Below are 18488 nucleotides of genomic sequence, written 5' to 3'. Positions count from 1 at the left end.
GGCGGCTCCGCACGCGCGGGTCGCCGGCGCGCTCGGCCCGACGGGCCTCGCCGGCCCGGGACGATCCGCGCCGGTCCGCGCCCTCGCCGCGGGCTACGGGCGCGCAGCCCGGGCGCTCTGCGCCGCGGGCGCGGACCTCCTCTGGCTCGAGACGCAGCACGATCGGGCCGAGGCGCGCCTCGCCCTGGTCGCGGCGCGAGCCACCGGCCTCGAGGCGGTGGTCACCTTCACCCCCTCCGGCGGGCCGCCGTGGACGCTCACGGACGGCACGCCCGTCGAGGAGGCGCTCCTCGCGATGGCGTCGCTCGGCGCGAGCGCCGCGGGCGTGAACTGCGTCGCCCCCGGGGCGGCGCTCGCGGAGCTCGCGGCGTGGGCGCGGGGTGCCCTCCCCGTCCCCTTCGTGGCGAAGCCGAGCGCGGGGCTGCCGGGCGCGGTGCGAGCGCCAGAAGCCTTCGCGGCGGACCTCTCGCCCGCGCTCCGCGCTGGGGCGGCGCTCGCGGGCGGCTGCTGCGGCGCGACGGGCGATCACCTCCGCGCGGTCGCGGCGAGCTGGCGCGCGATCGCGTAGGCGAACGGGCTACGGGGTCCCGCCGCGCGGGTACGACCCGAGGAGCCAGAGCCGGTGCACGCGCGCGCGGACCCCGGCGAGCGCCTCCGCGCCCGCGGCGTCGAGCCGGTGCGCCTCGAAGTCCAGGAAGAAGACGTAGTGCCCGAGGGCCTGCTTCATCGGGCGGCTCTCGACCTTGGAGAGGTTGATCCCGCGGCTCGCGAGCTCGCCGAGGACCTCGTACAGCCCGCCCGGCCGATCCCGGTCGAGCGTGAAGGCGATGCTGGTGCGGTCGGCGCCGGTCGGCGCCTCGTCGGCCTGCGCGAGCAGGACGAACCGGGTGAAGTTCTCGTCCACGTCCTGGATCGACTCGGCGAGCAGCTCGAGCCCGTAGCGAGCGGCGGCCGCGCGCGAGCCGATGGCGGCCGCGCCCGCGCCCGCCTCTCCCGCCCCGACCTTTCGCGCCGCCTCCGCGGTGGAGTGGGTCGGCTCGAGCGTCACGCCCGGGAGCCGCTCGCCGAGGAAGCGGCTGCACTGCCCGAACGGCTGGGGGTGCGAGAGCACGCGGCGGACCTCCTCGAGCCGCGTGCCGGGGCGCGCGAGGAGGTGCTGGCGGACGGGCAGGAGCAGCTCGCGGCGGATGAGCGGCCCGGGCTCGTGCACGAGGAGATCCAGCGTCGCGCCGACGCTCCCCTCGATCGAGTTCTCGATGGGGAGGAGCGCGCCGTCGACCTCGCCCCGGCGGAGCGCGTGGTAGGCGTCGGCGAAGGTGGGCCGAGGGATCGCCTCGCCGCCGCGGACGAGGTCGCAGCGCGAGACGGCCTCCTCGCTGAACGTGCCGGGAGGGCCGAGGTAGGCGATGCGCATCCTCGACTCTTACCACGGCGCAGAGGCCTCGCCGCGCTCTCGCGCGCCGGCTTCGTTCAGACCTCGGAGGTGCAGGCGCGGCACCGGCGCGCGGCGGCGGGGATCGTCTCGAGGCACTGCGGGCAGGCCTTCGTCGGCGACGGCGCGGCGGGCGGTGGCGCGCGGACGAACGCCTTCAGGACGAGGAACACGACGAGCGCGATGACGCCGAACTCGAGCAGCCTGCCGAGCACCTCGCCGTAGCCGATCGCGTTCCCGCGACCGATCTCGAGCTTCATCTGCCGCCACTCGTTCTGTCCCGGCAGCAGGAGCCCGACGATCGGCATCACCACGAGCTCGACGATCCCGGAGACGACCTTCCCGATCGCCGCGCCGATCACCACGCCCGCGGCCAGGGCGACCACGTTCTGCTTGAGCAGGAACTCCCGGAACTCCTTCGCGAAGCCGGTCCGGCGCGTCGCCTCGGTAGCGTCCACCATCGTGTCCTCCGTCCAGCGGAGCCGCGCGCGCGTTCGTGCCGCGGGACGGCCGCCCCGCGGGAGCGTAGCCCGGCGTGCGCGCGGGTGGGTGAGGAGCTGCTGCGCCCGGTGGGGTGCGAGCCGTCGCTCCCGGCGACGGCTAATGGCTGGCCGCCGCGGCGAGGGCCGGCAGCGGGGCGAGATCCTCGAGCAGCGCCAGGGCACCCGCGGCGAGGAGCCGCGGGCCATCGCACGCACCGTGGAGGACCCCGTAAGCCCTCACCCCCGCGGCGCGCGCCGCGGCGATGTCATGCGGCGAGTCCCCGACGAGGATCGCCTGCGTCGGGGGCCGCTCGAGCCGAGCGAGCGCGACGTGCACCGGCTCGGGATCCGGCTTGCACCGCGCGCAGGTGTCGGCGCCCACGATCGCCTGCATGTACCGCAGGAGGCCGGTGTGGCGGAGGGTCCTCAGCGCACCCTCCTCGGTCTTGGCCGTCACCACGCCGATCGGGTGCCCGCCCGCCGCGAGCGACTCGACCACCTGGAGCGCCCCGGGGAAGGCACGCGCCATCCGGTCGTGATTCTCGACCCAGAACTCGCGGTAGCGCGCCACCAGGGGGTCCACGTCCTCCGGACGACGCACGAACGAGGCGACCTGCGCCCTGAGCGGGGTGCCGATCCCTGCGATCCACTGGGCGTCGGTCGGGCAGCGGCCGTAGCCCTCGAACGCATGCCGGACCGAGGCGAGGATGAAGGGGACGGTGTCGACGAGCGTGCCGTCGAGGTCGAAGAGGATGGCGATGGGGTCGCGTGCCGACAAGGGACGCGGAGCATAGTGCAAATTCTCCCTTTGCGCCGCGCAGCGAGTGCCTAACGTTCCTTCGAGATGACGGGCGCAGCGATCGTTCGATGGCAGGCGGGGGACGCGGTCGTGCTGGCGGTCCACGGCGCGTTCGACGGCGCGTCGGCCTGGGCGCTGCGCCTCGCCATGGAGGAGTCGGAGGCCACGCGCTTCGTGGTCGACCTCACGCACGCCGAGGAGGCGTTCGAGTTCGCCGCGAGCATCCTCGCGACGTTCAGCCGGCAGTGCTGGCGAACGAAGCAGATCGCCTTCCTGCCGGGCAGCTCAGATCACGCCCGCCTGCTCTCCGGCTTCGGGCTCGAGGTGCTCGAGGACGAGGTCGCCGCCGGGCTCCCCCTCGCGCTGGCGTGGTCGGCCGAGGACCTTGAGCCGGGCGCGACCGCCTGACGATTCACCCTCAGTCCAACGCGGCCTCGCGCCGCGGACGGGCCGTCGCAGGGCCAGGGGCGCGAGATCACGAGAAGAACACCGCCCCACACAGCGGCCTACGACCGGGATCGTGGGACTCCCGGGTCGGAGGTTCTGCGCGAATACTCGCAAGCGTTGGTTCCGCGACCCGGTCCGCCGTAACCCGATTCCGGAGGAACCATGGACCGCATCCACTTCGTTGCGAAGAACGCGGCGCTGTGCGGAGCAGTCGAGGCACGCTGGTGCACGATCCTCCAGGAGACGGTCACCTGCGCCGAGTGCCGGCGCCGGCTGCGCGAGCGAGAAAGGTCCCAGGACTCGCGCTGCGAGCTCCCGGCGCTCACGCCGAACACCTGAGCGGGCGGGGAGCGCCAGGCGGCGGGGCCGGTGCGCGGGCCCTGACGCAGCTGCTCCCTCCGCGAGCTCGTGCGGCGCGGGCTTGCGTCCTCGCCCGAGCGTGCGCGTTGTTTCCCCCAGAGCCTGGGAGGTGGTCATGGAGGGAGCGCACGCGGCCGAGCCGCCGCTGACCGGTCGCGGCGAATACGCCGCAGCGGAGGCGCCGCGCCTCGTGACCGTCGAGCCGGCGCGGTACCTCGCCAAGGTCGGGCGGGGCGAGCCCGGAGGCGGCGCCTTCCAGGCGGACGTGGCCGCGTTGTTCGCGGTGGCCGGCGAGCTGGCGCGCCGCGGTGTCCCGACCGAGCCCGGGTTCCTCGAGGCGCTCTGGTGGACCCCCGACGTCACGCGGGGGACGTTCACGTGGGAGCTGCTCCTGCGCCTCGCCGACGCCGCGCCCGGACGCGTCGCGCTGGCCGAGGCCGCTGCCGCCGTCGCCGAGGCGTCGCCGCTCGCGCGCGACGTCCGCATCCAGGAGCTCTCCGAGGGTGAGTGCCTGCAGACGCTCCACCGCGGGCGCTACGACGCCGTGGGCCCGGCCGTCGCGCGCCTCGAGGCCGCGGCGCAGGAGGAGGGGCGCCGCCTCGCCCCTCCGATCCACGAGATCTACCTGAACGGTCCGCCCACGCCGCCGGACGCGCTGCTCACCATCGTGCGCCACCCGCTCGCGCCGTTCGAGCACTGAGGACCGAGGGCGCGCTGCTCGGCACGCCGTGCGCGATCGCGGTGGCGCGCCGACGCGCCCGGCCGCGCGCGAGGCGAGCGGGACTCGAGCCGCGCTACACTCGCGCCATGGACCTCGGCCTCAGCGGGAAGATCGCGATCGTGACCGGCGGTAGCCGCGGGATCGGGCGCGCCATCGCCGTCGAGCTCGCACGCGAGGGAGCGCGCGTCGCGATCGGCGCGCGGGGGGAGGCCGCGCTCGGCGAGACGCTGCGCGCGCTCGAGGCCGAGGGACCCGGGCCGCACCTCGCCCTCCCCTGCGATCTGACCACGGCGGAGGGGGTCGACGCCCTCGTCCGGGCGGCGGCGGAGCGCCTGGGGGGCGTGGATCTGCTCGTGAACAACGTGGGCGGCTCGGGCGCGCGCCGCCTGGCCGAGGCGGACGAGGCGGACTTCCGCGCGGTGCTCGACCGGAACCTCTTCCCCGCGCTGCGCGCGAGCCTGCGGGTCATCCCCGAGCTGCGGCGCCGCGGCGGCGGCGCGATCGTGATGATCGCGTCGATCTGGGGACGCGAGGCCGGGGGCGGGCCTTCCTACAACATCGCGAAGGCCGCGGAGCTGAGCCTCGCGAAGGCCCTCGCCGGAGAGGTCGCCGCGGACGGGATCCGCGTGAACGCGGTCGCGCCCGGCTCGATCGAGTTCCCCGGCGGCGGCTGGGAGCGCCGCCGGCTGGCCGACCCGGAGGGCATCGCCGAGTTCGTGCGCCGCGAGATCCCGGGCGGGCGCTTCGGGCGTCCCGAGGAGGTCGCCGCGGTCGTGGCCTTCCTCTTGTCGCAGCGCGCGAGCTGGGTGAACGGTGCGTGCTGGGTGGTGGACGGCGGTCAGAGCCGGACGTTCTGAGCCGAGGCGGCCGCGATCGAGGACGGCGGTCAGGCCGCGCCGCGCGAGCCGCCCGCCTCGCAGCGGTGCACCTCGACGGTGACGTGCGCGAGATCCGGGAAGCGCGCGAGCCGCTGCTTGTAGGCGGCCGGGGGACGCGGGTCCTCGGTCACGACCGAGACGATCGCCCCGAGGTGGCGCGGGCCGACGCGCCAGACATGCAGATCCGCGAGCCGATCGCCGCCCTCCTCGAGCGCCGAACGGATCTCCTCGCGACGTCCGGGCGCCACCTCCGCGTCGAGCAGCACGGCGGAGGTGTCCCGCAGGAGCCCCACGGACCAGCGGGCGATGACCAGCGCACCGACGATGCCCATCACCGGATCCATCCAGGTCCAGCCGAGCGTCTTGCCCGCGAGGAGCGCCACGATCGCGAACACGGAGGTGAGCGCGTCGGCGAGCACGTGGAGGTAGGCAGCGCGGAGGTTGTGGTCTCGGTGGCCGTGGCGGGACGCGTGGGCGTGCCCCGCGCCGGGATCCCCGGGGCCGGGGTGGTCGTGCGCGGGGTCCTCCTCGTGATCCTGATCGTGGTCGTGATCGTGGGCATGGCCGTGGTCGTGCCCGTGGTCCTCGCGCAGGAGGAACGCACAGAAGAGGTTCACGGCGAGGCCGATGCAGGCGACCAGGATCGCCTGATCGAAGCGGATCGAGACCGGCGAGGCGAGCCGGACGGAGCTCTCGGCGAGCACGAGGAACGCGATGACCGCGAGCCCCACCGCGCTCGCGAACCCGCCCAGGGCGCCGACCTTGCCGGTGCCGAAGGTGTAACGCGGGTCGGCGGCGTGCCTTCGTGCGTAGGCGTAGGCGAACGCGGCGACCGAGAGGGCCGCCGCGTGCGTTCCCATGTGCCAGCCGTCCGCGAGGAGCGCCATCGACCGGAACAGCATCCCGGCGGCGATCTCCGCGACCATCATCGCGAGCGTGAGCCCGACCACCCAGCGGGTGCGCCGCTCGGCGCGCGCCGGCTCCTGCCCGACGAAGGCGTGCTCGTGCCGCCAGCTCTCGACGCTCTCCGCGTGCATGTCGCCCTCCGCCCGGGCCTGAGCCCCGAGCGGGCGCACCATAACGCAGCCGTGACCCGCGCGCGCGCTCCGCGTGCGAGCGGCTGCTCCCCTGGTGTCAGCCCGGCGTGGCGGCCTCAAGAAAGCAGGCTTGCGGTCACCTCCCCGCCGTGGCCGTGCAGGGGGTCGTCACAGCGGGTGCGACCGGGTTTCACGCACAGTCGTTATCACGGGTTGTGCGGACCATCCCGGAATCTCCGCTGCATTCGCCAGTTGCACGCGCCGTAGGGGTCGTCACCTACGGTGGAACCCGTCGCCTGGTCCATGGACGGCGGGATACCGGGCGATGGCTCGCCTGCCTAACTCCCCCCCTGCGCGCCATCAAGGCCGCCTCTTCCAGGACAGGGGAATCAGATGAAGCTCCTCAGCAAGCTGCTCGTGGCGTTCGTCGTGCTCTCCGGAACTGCGTATGCGCAGTCCGCCAAGGTCGACATGGGGATGGGAGTGCTGAAGGCGCTGCCGAAGGCGGCGGCCGCCGGCGCCGGTGAGTGGCAGACCCTCATGACGGGCAGCATCCACACGTCGTCCCAGAAGGACCTCATGTTCGGCGTGTCGCTCGTCACCTCGCTGTTCACCGACACCACGGTGGCGAGCAGCCAGTACCGCAAGAGCGAGGCCGAGGCCGAGGCGAAGATCGAGGTCCGCGTGCTGGTCGACGGCAACGAGGCGGCGCCCAACGAGGTGACGTTCGATCGCCGGCGCCAGTACCTGATGGCGCAGTTCGACGGCTTCAGCTGCCAGATCCTCGCCGACGGCACCGTCGCGCTCGACGGCTGCGCGTATCAGGACGAGATCCTCCAGCTCGTGCTCGACACCGAGGCGGCCCACGCGTTCTTCTTCGGCGCCGCGAACGTGGACGTCGGCTACCACACCATCACGGTCCAGGCCCGCACGACGACCTCCACGACCGGCCTCGCGAACGCCCAGGCGCTCATCGGGAAGGCCGCGTTCACGGTCGAGGAAGTGCGGCTCGTGAACGGCGCCACCATCGAGCTCAAGTAGCCTGCTCGAAAAGCCCCGCGGTGAGGGCGCCTCGCACGAACGGGGGCGCCCTTTGCTCGTCCGTCGCATTCGAATGCCGTCCGAGCGATCCGGGCCGTCCCGCATGGGCCGCGAGGAGCGCGCTATAGTGCACCTCGACCTGCGGTCGGAGGCGCGATGAGCCGCTCGGGCACGACGGGGCCGCGCCTGGTCGCCATCTTCCTGATGGGCGGCGCGCTGCTGAACTACCCGATCCTCTTCCTCTTCGCGCGTCCCGGCGAGCTCGCCGGGATCCCGCTGCTCTACGCCTACGTGTTCGCGGTGTGGATCCTGATCATCCTCCTCATGGCGCTCGTCATCGAGCGGGCGCGGGTCTAGGAGCGGGGCCCATGCTCCAGCGCTGGGTGATCGGCGTCGCCTCGTTCGCCTACCTCGGCGTGCTGTTCGCGATCGCGTACTACGGCGACCGGCGCGCCGCCGCCGGCCGGTCGCTCATCGCGAACCCGTACATCTACGCCCTGTCGCTCGCGGTGTACTGCACCACCTGGACGTTCTACGGCAGCGTGGGCCGCGCGGCGTCGAGCGGCGTCGGCTTCCTCCCCGTCTACCTCGGGCCGACGCTCATGGTGCCGCTGTGGTGGTACGTGATGCGGAAGATCCTCCGCATCAGCAAGGCCTACCGCATCACCTCGATCGCCGACTTCGTCGCCTCGCGCTACGGCAAGAGCCAGCTGCTCGGCGGGCTCGTGACGATCATCGCCGTGCTCGGCGTCATCCCCTACATCTCGCTCCAGCTCAAGGCGATCTCCGGCAGCTTCACGATCCTCCTGCACTATCCGGGCATCGTCATGCCGGGCAAGGCGCAGGCGCAGCCGTTCCTGCAGGACAGCGCCCTCTACATCGCGCTCATGCTGGCCGCCTTCACGATCCTGTTCGGCACCCGCCACCTCGACGCCACCGAGCGCCACGAGGGGCTCGTGGCGGCCATCGCCTTCGAGTCGGTCGTGAAGCTGCTCGCGTTCCTGGTCGTCGGGGCGTTCGTGACGTTCGGCATGTACCGCGGCTTCGGCGAGGTCTTCCGGCTCGCCGAGCGCACGCCGGAGCTGCGCGGGCTCCTCACCGTGCCGAGCACGAGCGGCAGCTACGTGACCTGGGCGTTCCTGACGCTCCTGTCGATGCTGTCGATCATGTTCCTGCCGCGGCAGTTCCAGATCACCGTCGTCGAGAACGTGGACGAGGACCACCTCGGCAAGGCGATCTGGCTCTTCCCGCTGTACCTCCTGCTCATCAACGTCTTCGTCCTGCCGGTCGCCATCGGCGGGCTCTCCCTCCTCGCTGAGGCGGGCGTGGACGCGGACACCTTCGTGCTCACCCTGCCGATCTCCCAGCAGAAGGAGGCGCTGACGCTCTTCGTGTTCATCGGCGGTCTCTCCGCCGGCACCGGGATGGTGATCGTGGAGACGATCGCGCTCTCCACCATGGTCTGCAACGACCTCGTCATGCCGGTGCTGCTGCGGCTGAAGTCCCTGCGCCTCAACGCGTGGCGCGACGTCTCGGGCCTCTTGCTCTCGATCCGCCGGCTGGCGATCGGGGCGATCCTCCTCCTCGGCTACGTCTACTTCCGCGTCGCGGGCGACGCGTACGCCCTCGTCGCGATCGGCCTCATCTCCTTCGCGGCGGTCGCCCAGTTCGCGCCGGCGATCCTCGGCGGCATCTACTGGCGCGGCGGCACCCGCTCCGGCGCGATCGCCGGGCTCTCCGGCGGGTTCGTCGTCTGGGCCTACACCCTGCTCCTCCCGTCCTTCGCCAAGTCGGGGTGGCTGCCCGCGCGCTTCCTCACCGACGGGCTCTTCGGCCTCGCCCTGCTCCGGCCCCAGGAGCTGTTCGGGCTCGTGGGCATGGACGAGATCCCGCACGCCCTGTTCTGGAGCATGCTCGCGAACATCGGCCTCTACGTGGGCGTGTCGGTCGCGAGCCGGCCCGGCGTCGCCGAGACGAGCCAGGCGACCCTGTTCGTCGACGTCTTCGAGCGCACCCACGCCTTCGACCGGTCCCGCTTCTGGCGCGGCAGCGCCTCGGTGCAGGATCTGCTCCCCCTCACCGGGCGGTTCCTCGGACCGGACCGCGCGAGGGAGGCCTTCCTCGCCTACGCGCGGCGACGCGGGTGCGCGTCGCTCGACGCCCTGCCCGCCGACGCCGATCTCGTCCACTTCGCCGAGACCCAGCTCGCCGGCGCGATCGGGGGCGCCTCGGCGCGCGTCCTCGTCGCCTCCGTGGTGCAGGAGGAGCCGGTCTCGATCGACGAGGTGATGGACATCCTCGACGAGGCGTCGCAGGTGCGCGCCTACAGCCGCGAGCTCGAGCAGAAGTCGCGCGAGCTCGAGACCGCGACCGCCGAGCTGCGCGCGGCGAACGCCCAGCTCCAGGAGCTCGACCGGATGAAGGACGAGTTCATGTCCAGCGTCACCCACGAGCTCCGGACGCCGCTCACGTCGATCCGCGCCTTCTCCGAGATCCTCAGGGAGGATCCCCGCACGAACCTCGCCGACCGCTCGCGCTTCCTCGCCATCATCGTCAAGGAGACCGAGCGGCTCACCCGCCTCATCAACCAGCTCCTCGACATGGCGAAGATCGAGTCGGGCAGCGCGGAGTGGCACACCTCCGAGCTCGACGTGCAGGAGGCCATCCAGGACTCGGTCGACGCGACGAGCCAGCTGTTCCGCGACAGCGGCGTCGAGCTCACGGTTTCGTTCGCGCCGGCGCCGCGCGTCCGCGCCGACCGCGACCGCCTCGTGCAGGTGCTCATGAACCTCCTGTCGAACGCGGTGAAGTTCTGCCCGCGCGGCGGCCGCGTGGAGGTCCGGCTCGCGCCGGCGCCGGACGGCGTGCGGGTGGACGTGCAGGACAGCGGCCCCGGGATCGGCGCGGCCGACCAGGAGCTCATCTTCGAGAAGTTCCGGCAGGTGAGCGACACGCTGACCGGCAAGCCCCGCGGGACGGGCCTCGGCCTGCCCATCAGCCGCAGGATCGTCGAGCACTTCGGGGGACGGCTCTGGGTCGAGAGCGAGCCCGGCCACGGCGCGACGTTCTCGTTCGTGCTGCCGCTCGACGCGGGCGCCCGCGCCGCCGGCGAGGCTCCGCGCGTGGCGGAGCGGAAGGAGGTCGGGCGATGAGCAAGCGCGTGCTGATCGTGGACGACGAGCCGAGCATCGTCATCTCGCTCGAGTACCTCCTGCAGCGCGAGGGCTACGAGACGGCGGTCGCCCCGGACGGCGAGGCGGCGCTCGAGGCGATGGCGGCGGCGCCCGACCTGGTGGTGCTCGACGTGATGCTGCCCAAGCTGAACGGCTTCGAGGTGTGCGAGCGCATCCGCGCCGACCCGCGGTGGCGGGGGACGAAGATCCTCATGCTCACCGCCAGGGGCCGCGACACCGAGGTGGCCCGGGGGCTCCGGGCCGGCGCCGACGCGTACGTGACGAAGCCGTTCTCCACGAAGGAGCTCCTGGCGCAGATGAAGGACCTGCTCGGCGTCCGGCGCTGAGCCTCGCGCGAGCGACGGAGGAGCGACCGTGGGGACCGAGGGGCGACGCGCGACGCTGTCGATGTTCAGCCCGCTGGCGGCGATCATCCGCCGCCCCGCGGTGACGGTGCCGCTCGACGCGACCCTCCGGGTGGCGCTCGAGCGCATGGAGCGGACGCGCATCGACTCCATCGTGGTGACGGACCGGACGGGAGACGTCCCACTCGGCATCTTCACCCTGCGCGACCTCCTCCGGCGCGTCACGCTGCCCGGCGGCGACCTGCAGCAGCCGATCGCCGCGGCGATGACGGGCGGCCTCGTCACGCTCCGGCCCCAGGCGACCGCGCACCAGGCCGCGCTGCTGATGGCCCGGAACGCCATGGGACACGTCGTGGTGGTGGACGGCGAGGGGCGGCTCGCCGGCGTCGTGTCGCGGGACGATCTCTTCGGGCTCCAGCGGGTCGGCCTCGGCGAGGTGAGCGGCGAGATCGCCGCGGCGAAGGACCTCGCCGCGCTCCGCGGCGCGGCGGCGGAGATCCGGCACCTGGCGATCGGCCTCGTGGCCCAGGGCGTCGGCGCGGAGCTGCTCACCCACTTCACCTCGACGCTCACCGATCTGCTCACCATCCGGATCATCGACCTGACGATCGACGAGCACGACCTGCCGCCGGTGCCGTTCTGCTGGATCGCCCTCGGGTCGGAGGGCCGCCTCGAGCAGACGTTCAGCACCGACCAGGACAACGGCCTCGTCTTCGAGGCCGAGGAGTCGGACGCCGCGGAGGTCCGCGCGGCGCTCGTCCCGTTCGCGCGGGCGGTGAACGAGAAGCTCGACGCCTGCGGCTTCCCCCTCTGCAAGGGGGGCATCATGGCGGGCAACCCGCAGTGGTGCCTCACCCTCGACGAGTGGCGGCGCGCCTTCGGGCGCTGGATCCACGAGCCGCAGGCGCAGGCGCTCCTCCACGCCTCCGTCTTCTTCGACCTCAGGCCGATCCACGGGGCCGACCGCCTCGCGGAGCAGCTCCGGGAGTGGCTCCTCGCCGAGACTGCGGAGCGGCCGCTCTTCCTGCGCGTCCTGGCCGAGAACGCGCTCACGTGCCAGCCGCCGCTCGGCACGCTCCGCGACTTCGTCTTCGACAACCGGGCGAAGGACTTCCCCCACACGCTCGAGCTCAAGACCTACGGCTCGCGACCGTTCGTGGACGCCGCGCGCATCCTCGCGCTCGCCCACCGCATCCCGCACACGAGCAGCGCCGAGCGCCTCCGTGCGGTCGCGGACGCCGGGCACCTCGGCTCCGGCAGCGTCGCCGCCCTCGTCGACGCCTTCTACTTCATCCACCTGCTCCGCCTGCGAAACCAGGCGACGCACGCGCCGGGCGAGGGCGCGAACCGGGTGGACCCGAGGGAGCTCAACGACCTCGACCGCCACGTCCTCAAGGAGGCGTTCCGGCAGGCGCGCAGGCTGCAAGGCCTCGTCGCCCGCGAGTACGAGCTGTGATCGTGCGCGGGGCGCGACCCGGGGGGCGACGGGCAGGCGCTCTAGCCGACCGAGAAGGGCGAGCTCGGTCGTGATGGCGATGGCGCTCCGGAGCGTGCGGTACAGGGGGCACGCGTCCGCGAAGAAGCCGTGCACGCGCTCGGCGGTCTCCCGCTGCTCGGCGCTCCCTTTCAGCTCCAGGACCACGTGGATGCGCCGGATGACGAGCACGCGCTCCTCGAGCTCGACCTCGCCCGTGACCCGCGCACGGAGCCTGTCGCCGGTGGCCGGGATCTGGCGCGCCTCCAGCGCGCCTCCGAAGGTGCCGAGCAGTCAGCCGCCGGTGGCGCCGATGACGTAGTCGAGCGTCGTCGCATGGGGCTCGAACGTGCCGGGCGCCCTACCGTAGTGCTCCGCGACCGCGCCGTGGGTCCCGAAGAGCACGGGCTCGGGCTCGGCAGGGAGGTGGGCTCTCCGGATCGAGCCCGCGAGCCGCTCGATGACGATCTCCGGGCGATACGCGACGTCCGCCATGGCGGCCTCCTGGCGCGGGGCGGACGCGTCGTGCGCCGCGCGCCGCAACTCACCCTGTAGCAGGGCGCCTCGGTGCGCGCAGCCCCGCGAGCGTCCTGCCGGCGATGGCCCGTCCGGCCCCCGGAGGTCACCCTGGGTGACGCACGGCCACGCTCGGCAGCCGCGGATCGTCGCTGCCGAGAGGACGCGGGGTTTCCCGGCGGGTAGGCGCCCGAGGCGACCCTCCAGAAAAGGGAAAGGGGCTGGCGTCTCCGCCAACCCCTCGATCTTCTTGTGGGCGCTGCAGGTTTCGAACCTGCGACCCCAGCCGTGTGAAGGCTGTGCTCTACCGCTGAGCTAAGCGCCCCGGTGCAACGAGGCGGCGGAGTATGCCGTCGGTCCCGGGTCGTGTCAACGAGCTCAATGCGTCGTGGGACCGTCCGGTCCGTCGCCCGGCCGACCCGGCTCGTCGAGCCGGTGCGAGAGCTCCCGCGCCTTGCGCTTGATGCGGGCGAGCTGCTTCGCGAGCTCCTGGTAATCCTGCCGGCCGGGCACGCCCGCGGCCTTCATGAAGCGGGTCTGCGCCTCCTCGAGCCGCTTGCGACCGCGCTGCGCGGCGCCCACGGCGCGCGCCACGGCCTCCTGGCCGCGCGGGTCCTTGAGGACCGCCTCCGTCGCCTGGGTGACGAGCCGGGTCCCCGTCTCGAGGAGCCGCTCTGCGAAGCCCTTGCGCGCCATCCGTCTCCGCCTCCTCAGGGGAACTCGGTCACGACGGCGCAGAGCGCCGCATCGACCACGTAACGGAATCCGCTCCGCCGCACCAGCGCCTCGAGGTCACCTTCGACCCGGACGCGGCCGGAGATCGCGGCCTTCACGGGGTCGCCCCCGTTGAAGAGCCCCTTCCATGTGCCGTAGGGCGCGCGCACGACGTAGGCGGGCTCGAGCTCGAGGAGATCGTCGGGATCCTCGAGCAGACGCCACTCCACGATCTGCCCGCGCGCGTGGCGCGCGTAGGCCGCCACGTCCGCCTTCCAGGCGGGCCTCTCCGCCTCGACCACGAAGGCGGCGTCGGCGCCGAGCCCGGCGAGCGCCCTCGCGAGGTCCGGCTGCCGGTTGAGCGCGGCGGCGACCGCGTCGATCCACTCGCGAGATCCGAAGCGCATCGCTAGCCCCGCTTCAGCCACCCGAAGATGCCGCCGCGGCGCTCGCCCGCGTCGCCCTCGGCGGCGCGACCGCCCTCCCCCGCCGCCCGCCCGCGCGCGTCCTCGGCGAGCGCGCGCCGGATCGCCTCGGGCGTGTCGCGCGTCGCGAGCTCGAGCTCGGTCATGCCCTTCACCGGATCGTCGAAGCTCACCTTGAGCAGGCACTCCTCGTCGAGCCTGAAGTCGATGCGCCGGCCCGTCGCCGCCGCGGGCAGCCGGATCGAGCCGAGGAACTCGTCGTCCACCACGTGGTCCGAGTCGCCCTGGTAGATGTCGATCTCGATGGGCTTCCCCGGCTCGCGCGGCGGCGGGAGGCGGAAGCTCTTCGAGGCGGGGATGGTGGTGTTCTTCTCGAGCACCCGGCGGAACAGGTTCTGCGGCGTGGCGATGCCGATGGGCATCGACAGCACGTCCACGAGCGTCACCGAGTCGATCTGGCCGAGGGAGTCGCCCAGGATCGCCGCGCCGAGCGCGACGCACTCGTCGGGGTGGACGCCCTTGCGCGCCGGCTTGCCGAAGTGCTGCTGGATCTTCTGCTGGACGAGCGGCATCCGGCTCTGCCCGCCGACGAGGATGATCTCGTCGATGTCCTGCGGGCGGAGCCGCTTGTCGGCGAGCACCTGGTCGCACAGCTCGAAGGTGCGGTAGACGAGGTCCATCGTGAGGTCGTCGAGCTGCTGGCGGGAGAGCGGCACGCGGACGTCGAGCGGGCGCCCCTTCTTCTCCTCGATGTAGGGCAGGTCGATCGTGACGTTCGGGATGAGCGACAGGTCGATCTTCGCCGCCTCGGCGCCCTTCTTGACCCGCTGCATCGCGATGGGCGAGCCGGCGAGGTCGATCTTGTGCTGCCGCCAGAAGTCCTCGAGGACGTAGTCGATGATGCGGTTGTCGAAGTCCACGCCGCCGAGGAACGTGTCGCCGCCGGTCGCCAGCACCTCGAAGACGTTGCCCTGGAGCTGGAGCACCGAGACGTCGAACGTCCCGCCGCCGAGGTCGTAGACCAGGATCTTCTGGTCGAGCGCGCGCCCGAACCCGTACGCGAGCGCGGCCGCGGTCGGCTCGTTCACGATCCGTCTCACCTCGAACCCGGCCAGCCGTCCGGCCTCGCGCACCGCCTGGCGCTGGGCGTCGGAGTAATAGGCCGGCACCGAGATGACCGCCTCGTCGATGTCCTTCTGCAGGAACTGGCCGGCGATCTTCTTGATGTGCGCGAGCACCATCGCGGAGATCTCGGGGAGCGTGAGGATCTTGCCCCCCAGCGTCACCGCCGCGTCGCCGTTCGGCCCCTCGACGATGTCGTACGAATAGTAGTTGCGCAGCTCCTGGACGACCTTGGAGCTCCACTTGCGCCCGATGAGCCGCTTCGCGCCGTAGATGGTGTTCTTCGGGTTCGTGACGAGCTGGTCCTTCGCCACGGCGCCGACGAGGAAGTCGGCCTTGTCCGAGAGCGCCACGACCGTGGGCAGGATGAGGTTGCCGCGGTCGGTCGGGACCACCTTGGGGAGCCGGCTGCGGACGTGCGCGACGCAGGCGTTGGTCGTGCCGAGATCGATGCCGAGGACGGGCTTCTCGCGGGCGGCCATGTGCCCGGATCCTTAGCACGAATCTAGAACGGCACGTCGTCCCCGTCCCCGTCCCCGTCCCCGTCCTCGGGCCCGTCGTTCGCGGCCGGCAGCTCGCGCGCGGCGCTCCCGCGCGCGCCGAGGCGCGGCGCGTCGGCGGGATCGGGCGCGCCGAAGAGCGCCGGCACGACGCGCGGGTCGCGCGGCGGGAGCTGCCCGTGCGGCGGCGGCGCGGCGCCGAGCGCGGGCGCGCCGCCCCCCGGCTCGTCGAGCTGCCAGCGCTCGAACAGCTCCGGCTCGCCGGGGAGCTCCTCGACGAAGCGCGAGGCCTTCATGACGACGCGCTCGCGGTCGCGCGGCGCGGCGAGGATGGGGTACGTGAGGTACAGCTCGTCCTTGGCGCGGGTGCACGCGACGTAGAACAGGCGCCGCTCCTCCTCCTCCCCGTCGCGATCCTTGAGCGCCTGCGCCGACGGGAACCTCCCGTCGGAGAGCCACACCACGAACACCGCCCGCCACTCGAGCCCCTTCGCCTGGTGCACCGACGAGAGGATCATCTTCTCGTCCGGCTCGCCGCCCTCCGAGACCGTCTCGGCGGTGAGCTCGGTGAGGAGCGAGATCTCGGCGAGGAAGGTCTCGGTGTCCTCGTAGCCGCGCGCGTACTCGGCGAGCTGGCGGAGGTCCTCCACGCGCGAGTCGGCGTTCAGGAACTCGGCGCGGAGGTACTCCTCGTAGCCGCCCTCGATGACCTTCTCGATCGCCTCGCCCGGCAGGTCGGCGGTGGGCTTGCGCGAGAGCGCCCGCAGGAGCTCCGCGAGCTTGCGGTACCCCGTGCGCCCCTTGGGCGGCACGTGGGAGGCGACGTCCGGCGCGAGGAGCTCGTCCACCGTGCCCGCCCCGCGCCGCCGCCGCCCGAGGAACGCGTTCCAGACGGCCTCCGCGGTGGCGGTCCCGACGCCGGGGGTGATCTTGAGGCAGCGCTTGAGGGCGAGCTCGTCGCCGGGGTTGCGGACGAAGCGCAGGTGGGCGAGCACGTCCTTCACGTGCGCCGCCTCGAAGAACCGCACCCCGCTCCGCACGACGAAGGGGATGCCGCGCCGCGCGAGCTCGAACTGGATCTCCATCGCGTGGTGGTGCGCGCGGTAGAGGACCGCGATCTCCGGCAGCGGGATGCCCTCGTCGCGGAGCTCGAGCACCCGCTGCGCGACGAACGCGGCCTGCTGCTGGACCTCGCGGCAGGGCACGACCGCCGGGAGCGTGCCGTCGGCGCGGACGCTCGTGAGCTCCTTCTCGAACTGCCGCATGTTCGCGGCGATGGAGGCGTTCGCGAGGCCCAGGATCTGCGGGGTGGAGCGGTAGTTGACGGTGAGGTCGTAGCGGCGCGCGTCGGGGTAGCGCTTCTCGAACTCGAGGATGTTCGCGAAGTGGGCGCCGCGGAACGCGTAGATGCTCTGCGCGTCGTCGCCGACGACGCAGAGGTTCCGGTGCCCGGCGGCGATGAGGTCGACGACGTCGCCCTGGAGCCGGTTCGTGTCCTGGTACTCGTCCACGAGCACGTGGGCGTAGCGGCCTGCGACGGCGCGCCGGACGGTCTCGCGCTCGGCGAGCAGGATCTTCCAGTTGAGGAGCAGATCGTCGAAGTCCATCGCGTTGAGCTCGTGCTTCCGCTCTGCGTAGCGGCGCGCGACGCGGAGGACGTCGTCGGTCAGCGGGACGAACTGCGGGCGTCGGTCGGCGAGGACGTCGGCGAGCGGCGTCTGGGTGTTCACCGCCATCGAGACGAGGTCGATGAGGACGTCCGCCTTGGGGAAGCGGCGGGCCCCCACCGCGAGCCCGCAGTCGGCGATCGCCGCGGTCATGACGTCGCGCGAGTCCTCGCGGTCGAGGATCGAGTAGCCCTTCTGGTAGCCGAGCTCGCCGCCGTGCTCGCGCAGGATCTGGTGCGCGACGTGGTGGAACGTGCCGCCGGTGATCTGGCGCGTGTCGAGCCGGCAGACCTCGCCGACCCGCCGGAGCATCTCCTGCGCCGCCTTGTTGGTGAAGGTGAGGAGGAGGATCGACTCGGGCGAGACGCCGTCCGCGAGGAGCCGCGCCACGCGCCAGGTGAGCGTGCGCGTCTTGCCGGAGCCGGCTCCCGCCACGACGAGGATCGGCCCCTCGCCCGCCTCGACGACCGCGATCTGCTGGTCGTTGAGCAGGCCCTGGTAGTTGAGCGCGCGGGCCGGGGCGGCCTGGGACTTGAGCTGGTAACGCCGGGACATACGTTCAGGGACGTGCAACGTAGCAGGCGGGTCCGACACGGGTCCAGCCGGCCCCGGCCCCGGAGGCCAGGGGCGCGCTAAGATCGTCGCATGCCGAGCGCGCCCCTCCAGTTCTGGTTCGACTTCGCGAGCACCTACTCGTACGTCGCCGCGCTGCGGATCGAACCGCTCGCCGCCCGCGCGGGCGTTCCGGTCGAGTGGAGGCCGTTCCTGCTCGGTCCGATCTTCACCGAGCAGCTCGGGATCAAGGACTCCCCGTTCAACGCCTACCCGGTGCGCGGCCGCTACATGTGGCGCGACGTGGAGCGGCTCTGCGCGAAGTACGGTCTCCCGTGGCGGAGGCCCTCGCTCTTCCCCCGGAACGGCCTGCTCGCCGCGCGGATCGGCTGCATCGTCGCGGCCGAGCCGTGGGCGCCCGACTTCTTCCGCTCGGTCTTCCGCGCGAACTTCGCCGAGGACCGGGACATCGCGGACCCCGCGGTCGTCGCGGCGCTCCTCGCGGACGCCGGGCAGGACCCGCAGGCCCTCGTCGCGCGGGCGTCGTCCTCCGAGGTGAAGCAGGCCCTCCGCGACCGGACGGCCGAGGCGTCCCGGCTCGGCCTCTTCGGCGCGCCCGACTTCGTCACGCGCGGCGAGCTCTTCTTCGGCCAGGACCGGCTCGACGACGCGCTCGAGTGGGCCACCGGAACCTGACTCGACGCGCGATCCTTTCCAGGCTTCGGCTTCGCCGGACCCAGAGTGTTCGAGGACGCGGCGGCGTGCCTCGAAGCCGAGTGCCAA

20 protein-coding genes and 1 tRNA gene are annotated in these 18488 nt (G+C 72.7%); 11 read left to right on the top strand and 10 right to left on the bottom strand.

What is annotated here, in order from left to right:
• Positions 1 to 568, top strand: a 568-nt coding sequence (locus tag MNZ29_RS13295) for a homocysteine S-methyltransferase family protein (RefSeq protein ID WP_242355532.1), incomplete at its 5' end; no start/stop codon positions are given.
• Positions 569 to 577: 9 nt separating this feature from the next.
• Here MNZ29_RS13295 and pheA read toward each other — a convergent pair.
• The 3 genes from pheA to MNZ29_RS13280 all read right to left on the bottom strand — a co-directional run bounded on the left by pheA (position 578) and on the right by MNZ29_RS13280 (position 2692).
• Positions 578 to 1414, bottom strand: a complete 837-nt coding sequence (gene pheA, locus MNZ29_RS13290) for a prephenate dehydratase (RefSeq protein WP_242355530.1) — start codon at positions 1412 to 1414, stop codon at positions 578 to 580.
• 56 nt (positions 1415 to 1470) lie between these two features.
• Positions 1471 to 1893: a large conductance mechanosensitive channel protein MscL gene (mscL, locus tag MNZ29_RS13285; RefSeq protein WP_242355528.1), complete on the bottom strand. Its 423-nt coding sequence runs from the start codon at positions 1891 to 1893 to the stop codon at positions 1471 to 1473.
• Between the two features lie 139 nt (positions 1894 to 2032).
• A complete protein-coding gene (locus MNZ29_RS13280; protein WP_242355525.1) occupies positions 2033 to 2692 on the bottom strand; it encodes an HAD family hydrolase in 660 nt (219 codons plus the stop codon).
• A gap of 66 nt (positions 2693 to 2758) precedes the next feature.
• On the opposite strand from MNZ29_RS13280, the gene MNZ29_RS13275 reads away from it, so the two are divergent.
• From MNZ29_RS13275 to MNZ29_RS13260, 4 genes are all read left to right on the top strand, one after another.
• A complete protein-coding gene (locus MNZ29_RS13275; RefSeq protein ID WP_242339974.1) occupies positions 2759 to 3121 on the top strand; it encodes a hypothetical protein in 363 nt (120 codons plus the stop codon).
• Between the two features lie 201 nt (positions 3122 to 3322).
• A complete protein-coding gene (locus tag MNZ29_RS13270; RefSeq protein WP_242339973.1) occupies positions 3323 to 3499 on the top strand; it encodes a hypothetical protein in 177 nt (58 codons plus the stop codon).
• Between the two features lie 136 nt (positions 3500 to 3635).
• Positions 3636 to 4220 carry a GyrI-like domain-containing protein gene (locus tag MNZ29_RS13265; protein ID WP_242355523.1) on the top strand — a complete coding sequence of 195 codons (585 nt, stop codon included), beginning with the start codon at positions 3636 to 3638 and terminating at the stop codon, positions 4218 to 4220.
• A 107-nt stretch (positions 4221 to 4327) separates the two neighbouring features.
• Complete coding sequence (locus MNZ29_RS13260) at positions 4328 to 5098, top strand: SDR family NAD(P)-dependent oxidoreductase (RefSeq protein WP_242355520.1); 771 nt, start codon at positions 4328 to 4330, stop codon at positions 5096 to 5098.
• Positions 5099 to 5127: 29 nt separating this feature from the next.
• On the opposite strand, the gene dmeF is transcribed toward MNZ29_RS13260, so the two are convergent.
• Positions 5128 to 6156 carry a CDF family Co(II)/Ni(II) efflux transporter DmeF gene (gene dmeF, locus MNZ29_RS13255; protein WP_242339970.1) on the bottom strand — a complete coding sequence of 343 codons (1029 nt, stop codon included), beginning with the start codon at positions 6154 to 6156 and terminating at the stop codon, positions 5128 to 5130.
• A gap of 393 nt (positions 6157 to 6549) precedes the next feature.
• Between dmeF and MNZ29_RS13250 the strand changes: the two genes are divergently transcribed.
• The 5 genes from MNZ29_RS13250 to MNZ29_RS13230 all read left to right on the top strand — a co-directional run bounded on the left by MNZ29_RS13250 (position 6550) and on the right by MNZ29_RS13230 (position 12191).
• Entirely contained in the window at positions 6550 to 7197 is a 648-nt protein-coding gene (locus MNZ29_RS13250; RefSeq protein ID WP_242355518.1) for a hypothetical protein, read from the top strand.
• Positions 7198 to 7353: 156 nt separating this feature from the next.
• Positions 7354 to 7554, top strand: a complete 201-nt coding sequence (locus MNZ29_RS13245; RefSeq protein WP_242339967.1) for a hypothetical protein — start codon at positions 7354 to 7356, stop codon at positions 7552 to 7554.
• 11 nt (positions 7555 to 7565) lie between these two features.
• Positions 7566 to 10349, top strand: a complete 2784-nt coding sequence (locus tag MNZ29_RS13240; RefSeq protein ID WP_242339966.1) for a sensor histidine kinase — start codon at positions 7566 to 7568, stop codon at positions 10347 to 10349.
• Positions 10346 to 10717: a response regulator transcription factor gene (locus tag MNZ29_RS13235; protein WP_242339965.1), complete on the top strand. Its 372-nt coding sequence runs from the start codon at positions 10346 to 10348 to the stop codon at positions 10715 to 10717. The genes MNZ29_RS13240 and MNZ29_RS13235 overlap by 4 nt, the downstream gene beginning before the upstream one ends.
• Positions 10718 to 10745: 28 nt before the next feature.
• The gene (locus MNZ29_RS13230; RefSeq protein WP_242339964.1) at positions 10746 to 12191 is read left to right on the top strand and encodes a DUF294 nucleotidyltransferase-like domain-containing protein; all 1446 of its coding nucleotides are present in this window, start codon (positions 10746 to 10748) and stop codon (positions 12189 to 12191) included.
• Positions 12192 to 12503: 312 nt separating this feature from the next.
• On the opposite strand, the gene MNZ29_RS13225 is transcribed toward MNZ29_RS13230, so the two are convergent.
• The 6 genes from MNZ29_RS13225 to MNZ29_RS13200 form a co-directional block, all read right to left on the bottom strand.
• Complete coding sequence (locus MNZ29_RS13225) at positions 12504 to 12704, bottom strand: hypothetical protein (RefSeq protein ID WP_242339963.1); 201 nt, start codon at positions 12702 to 12704, stop codon at positions 12504 to 12506.
• A gap of 274 nt (positions 12705 to 12978) precedes the next feature.
• Positions 12979 to 13050 (bottom strand) — tRNA-Val (locus MNZ29_RS13220).
• 53 nt (positions 13051 to 13103) lie between these two features.
• Positions 13104 to 13421, bottom strand: coding sequence for a hypothetical protein (locus MNZ29_RS13215; protein ID WP_242339962.1), 318 nt, complete (start codon positions 13419 to 13421; stop codon positions 13104 to 13106).
• Positions 13422 to 13435: 14 nt separating this feature from the next.
• Entirely contained in the window at positions 13436 to 13846 is a 411-nt protein-coding gene (locus MNZ29_RS13210; RefSeq protein ID WP_242339961.1) for an SCP2 sterol-binding domain-containing protein, read from the bottom strand.
• Between the two features lie 2 nt (positions 13847 to 13848).
• Positions 13849 to 15468 (bottom strand): Hsp70 family protein, encoded by a 1620-nt coding sequence (locus tag MNZ29_RS13205; protein ID WP_242355516.1) that lies wholly within the window; start codon positions 15466 to 15468, stop codon positions 13849 to 13851.
• 23 nt (positions 15469 to 15491) lie between these two features.
• On the bottom strand, positions 15492 to 17708 hold the full coding sequence (locus MNZ29_RS13200) for an ATP-dependent helicase (protein WP_242355513.1): 2217 nt from the start codon (positions 17706 to 17708) through the stop codon (positions 15492 to 15494).
• A gap of 90 nt (positions 17709 to 17798) precedes the next feature.
• Between MNZ29_RS13200 and MNZ29_RS13195 the strand changes: the two genes are divergently transcribed.
• On the top strand, positions 17799 to 18401 hold the full coding sequence (locus MNZ29_RS13195) for a 2-hydroxychromene-2-carboxylate isomerase (protein WP_242338025.1): 603 nt from the start codon (positions 17799 to 17801) through the stop codon (positions 18399 to 18401).
• Positions 18402 to 18488: the final 87 nt, after the last annotated feature.

This window comes from Anaeromyxobacter sp. SG64 (assembly GCF_022690745.1).
Lineage (GTDB): Bacteria > Myxococcota > Myxococcia > Myxococcales > Anaeromyxobacteraceae > Anaeromyxobacter > Anaeromyxobacter soli.
Note: the sequence above shows the minus strand (reverse complement) of the source record. Positions and strands in the feature narration are given on the sequence as shown.

Excerpts from the sequence above, each read along its gene's own strand:
- pheA (WP_242355530.1), bottom strand. The coding sequence starts at position 1,414 with ATGCGCATCGCCTACCTCGGCCCTCCCGGCACGTTCAGCGAGGAGGCC.
- mscL (WP_242355528.1), bottom strand. The coding sequence starts at position 1,893 with ATGGTGGACGCTACCGAGGCGACGCGCCGGACCGGCTTCGCGAAGGAG.
- MNZ29_RS13275 (WP_242339974.1), top strand. The coding sequence starts at position 2,759 with ATGACGGGCGCAGCGATCGTTCGATGGCAGGCGGGGGACGCGGTCGTG.
- MNZ29_RS13270 (WP_242339973.1), top strand. The coding sequence starts at position 3,323 with ATGGACCGCATCCACTTCGTTGCGAAGAACGCGGCGCTGTGCGGAGCA.
- MNZ29_RS13265 (WP_242355523.1), top strand. The coding sequence starts at position 3,636 with ATGGAGGGAGCGCACGCGGCCGAGCCGCCGCTGACCGGTCGCGGCGAA.
- MNZ29_RS13260 (WP_242355520.1), top strand. The coding sequence starts at position 4,328 with ATGGACCTCGGCCTCAGCGGGAAGATCGCGATCGTGACCGGCGGTAGC.
- dmeF (WP_242339970.1), bottom strand. The coding sequence starts at position 6,156 with ATGCACGCGGAGAGCGTCGAGAGCTGGCGGCACGAGCACGCCTTCGTC.
- MNZ29_RS13250 (WP_242355518.1), top strand. The coding sequence starts at position 6,550 with ATGAAGCTCCTCAGCAAGCTGCTCGTGGCGTTCGTCGTGCTCTCCGGA.
- MNZ29_RS13245 (WP_242339967.1), top strand. The coding sequence starts at position 7,354 with ATGAGCCGCTCGGGCACGACGGGGCCGCGCCTGGTCGCCATCTTCCTG.
- MNZ29_RS13240 (WP_242339966.1), top strand. The coding sequence starts at position 7,566 with ATGCTCCAGCGCTGGGTGATCGGCGTCGCCTCGTTCGCCTACCTCGGC.
- MNZ29_RS13235 (WP_242339965.1), top strand. The coding sequence starts at position 10,346 with ATGAGCAAGCGCGTGCTGATCGTGGACGACGAGCCGAGCATCGTCATC.
- MNZ29_RS13225 (WP_242339963.1), bottom strand. The coding sequence starts at position 12,704 with ATGGCGGACGTCGCGTATCGCCCGGAGATCGTCATCGAGCGGCTCGCG.
- MNZ29_RS13215 (WP_242339962.1), bottom strand. The coding sequence starts at position 13,421 with ATGGCGCGCAAGGGCTTCGCAGAGCGGCTCCTCGAGACGGGGACCCGG.
- MNZ29_RS13210 (WP_242339961.1), bottom strand. The coding sequence starts at position 13,846 with ATGCGCTTCGGATCTCGCGAGTGGATCGACGCGGTCGCCGCCGCGCTC.
- MNZ29_RS13205 (WP_242355516.1), bottom strand. The coding sequence starts at position 15,468 with ATGGCCGCCCGCGAGAAGCCCGTCCTCGGCATCGATCTCGGCACGACC.
- MNZ29_RS13200 (WP_242355513.1), bottom strand. The coding sequence starts at position 17,708 with ATGTCCCGGCGTTACCAGCTCAAGTCCCAGGCCGCCCCGGCCCGCGCG.
- MNZ29_RS13195 (WP_242338025.1), top strand. The coding sequence starts at position 17,799 with ATGCCGAGCGCGCCCCTCCAGTTCTGGTTCGACTTCGCGAGCACCTAC.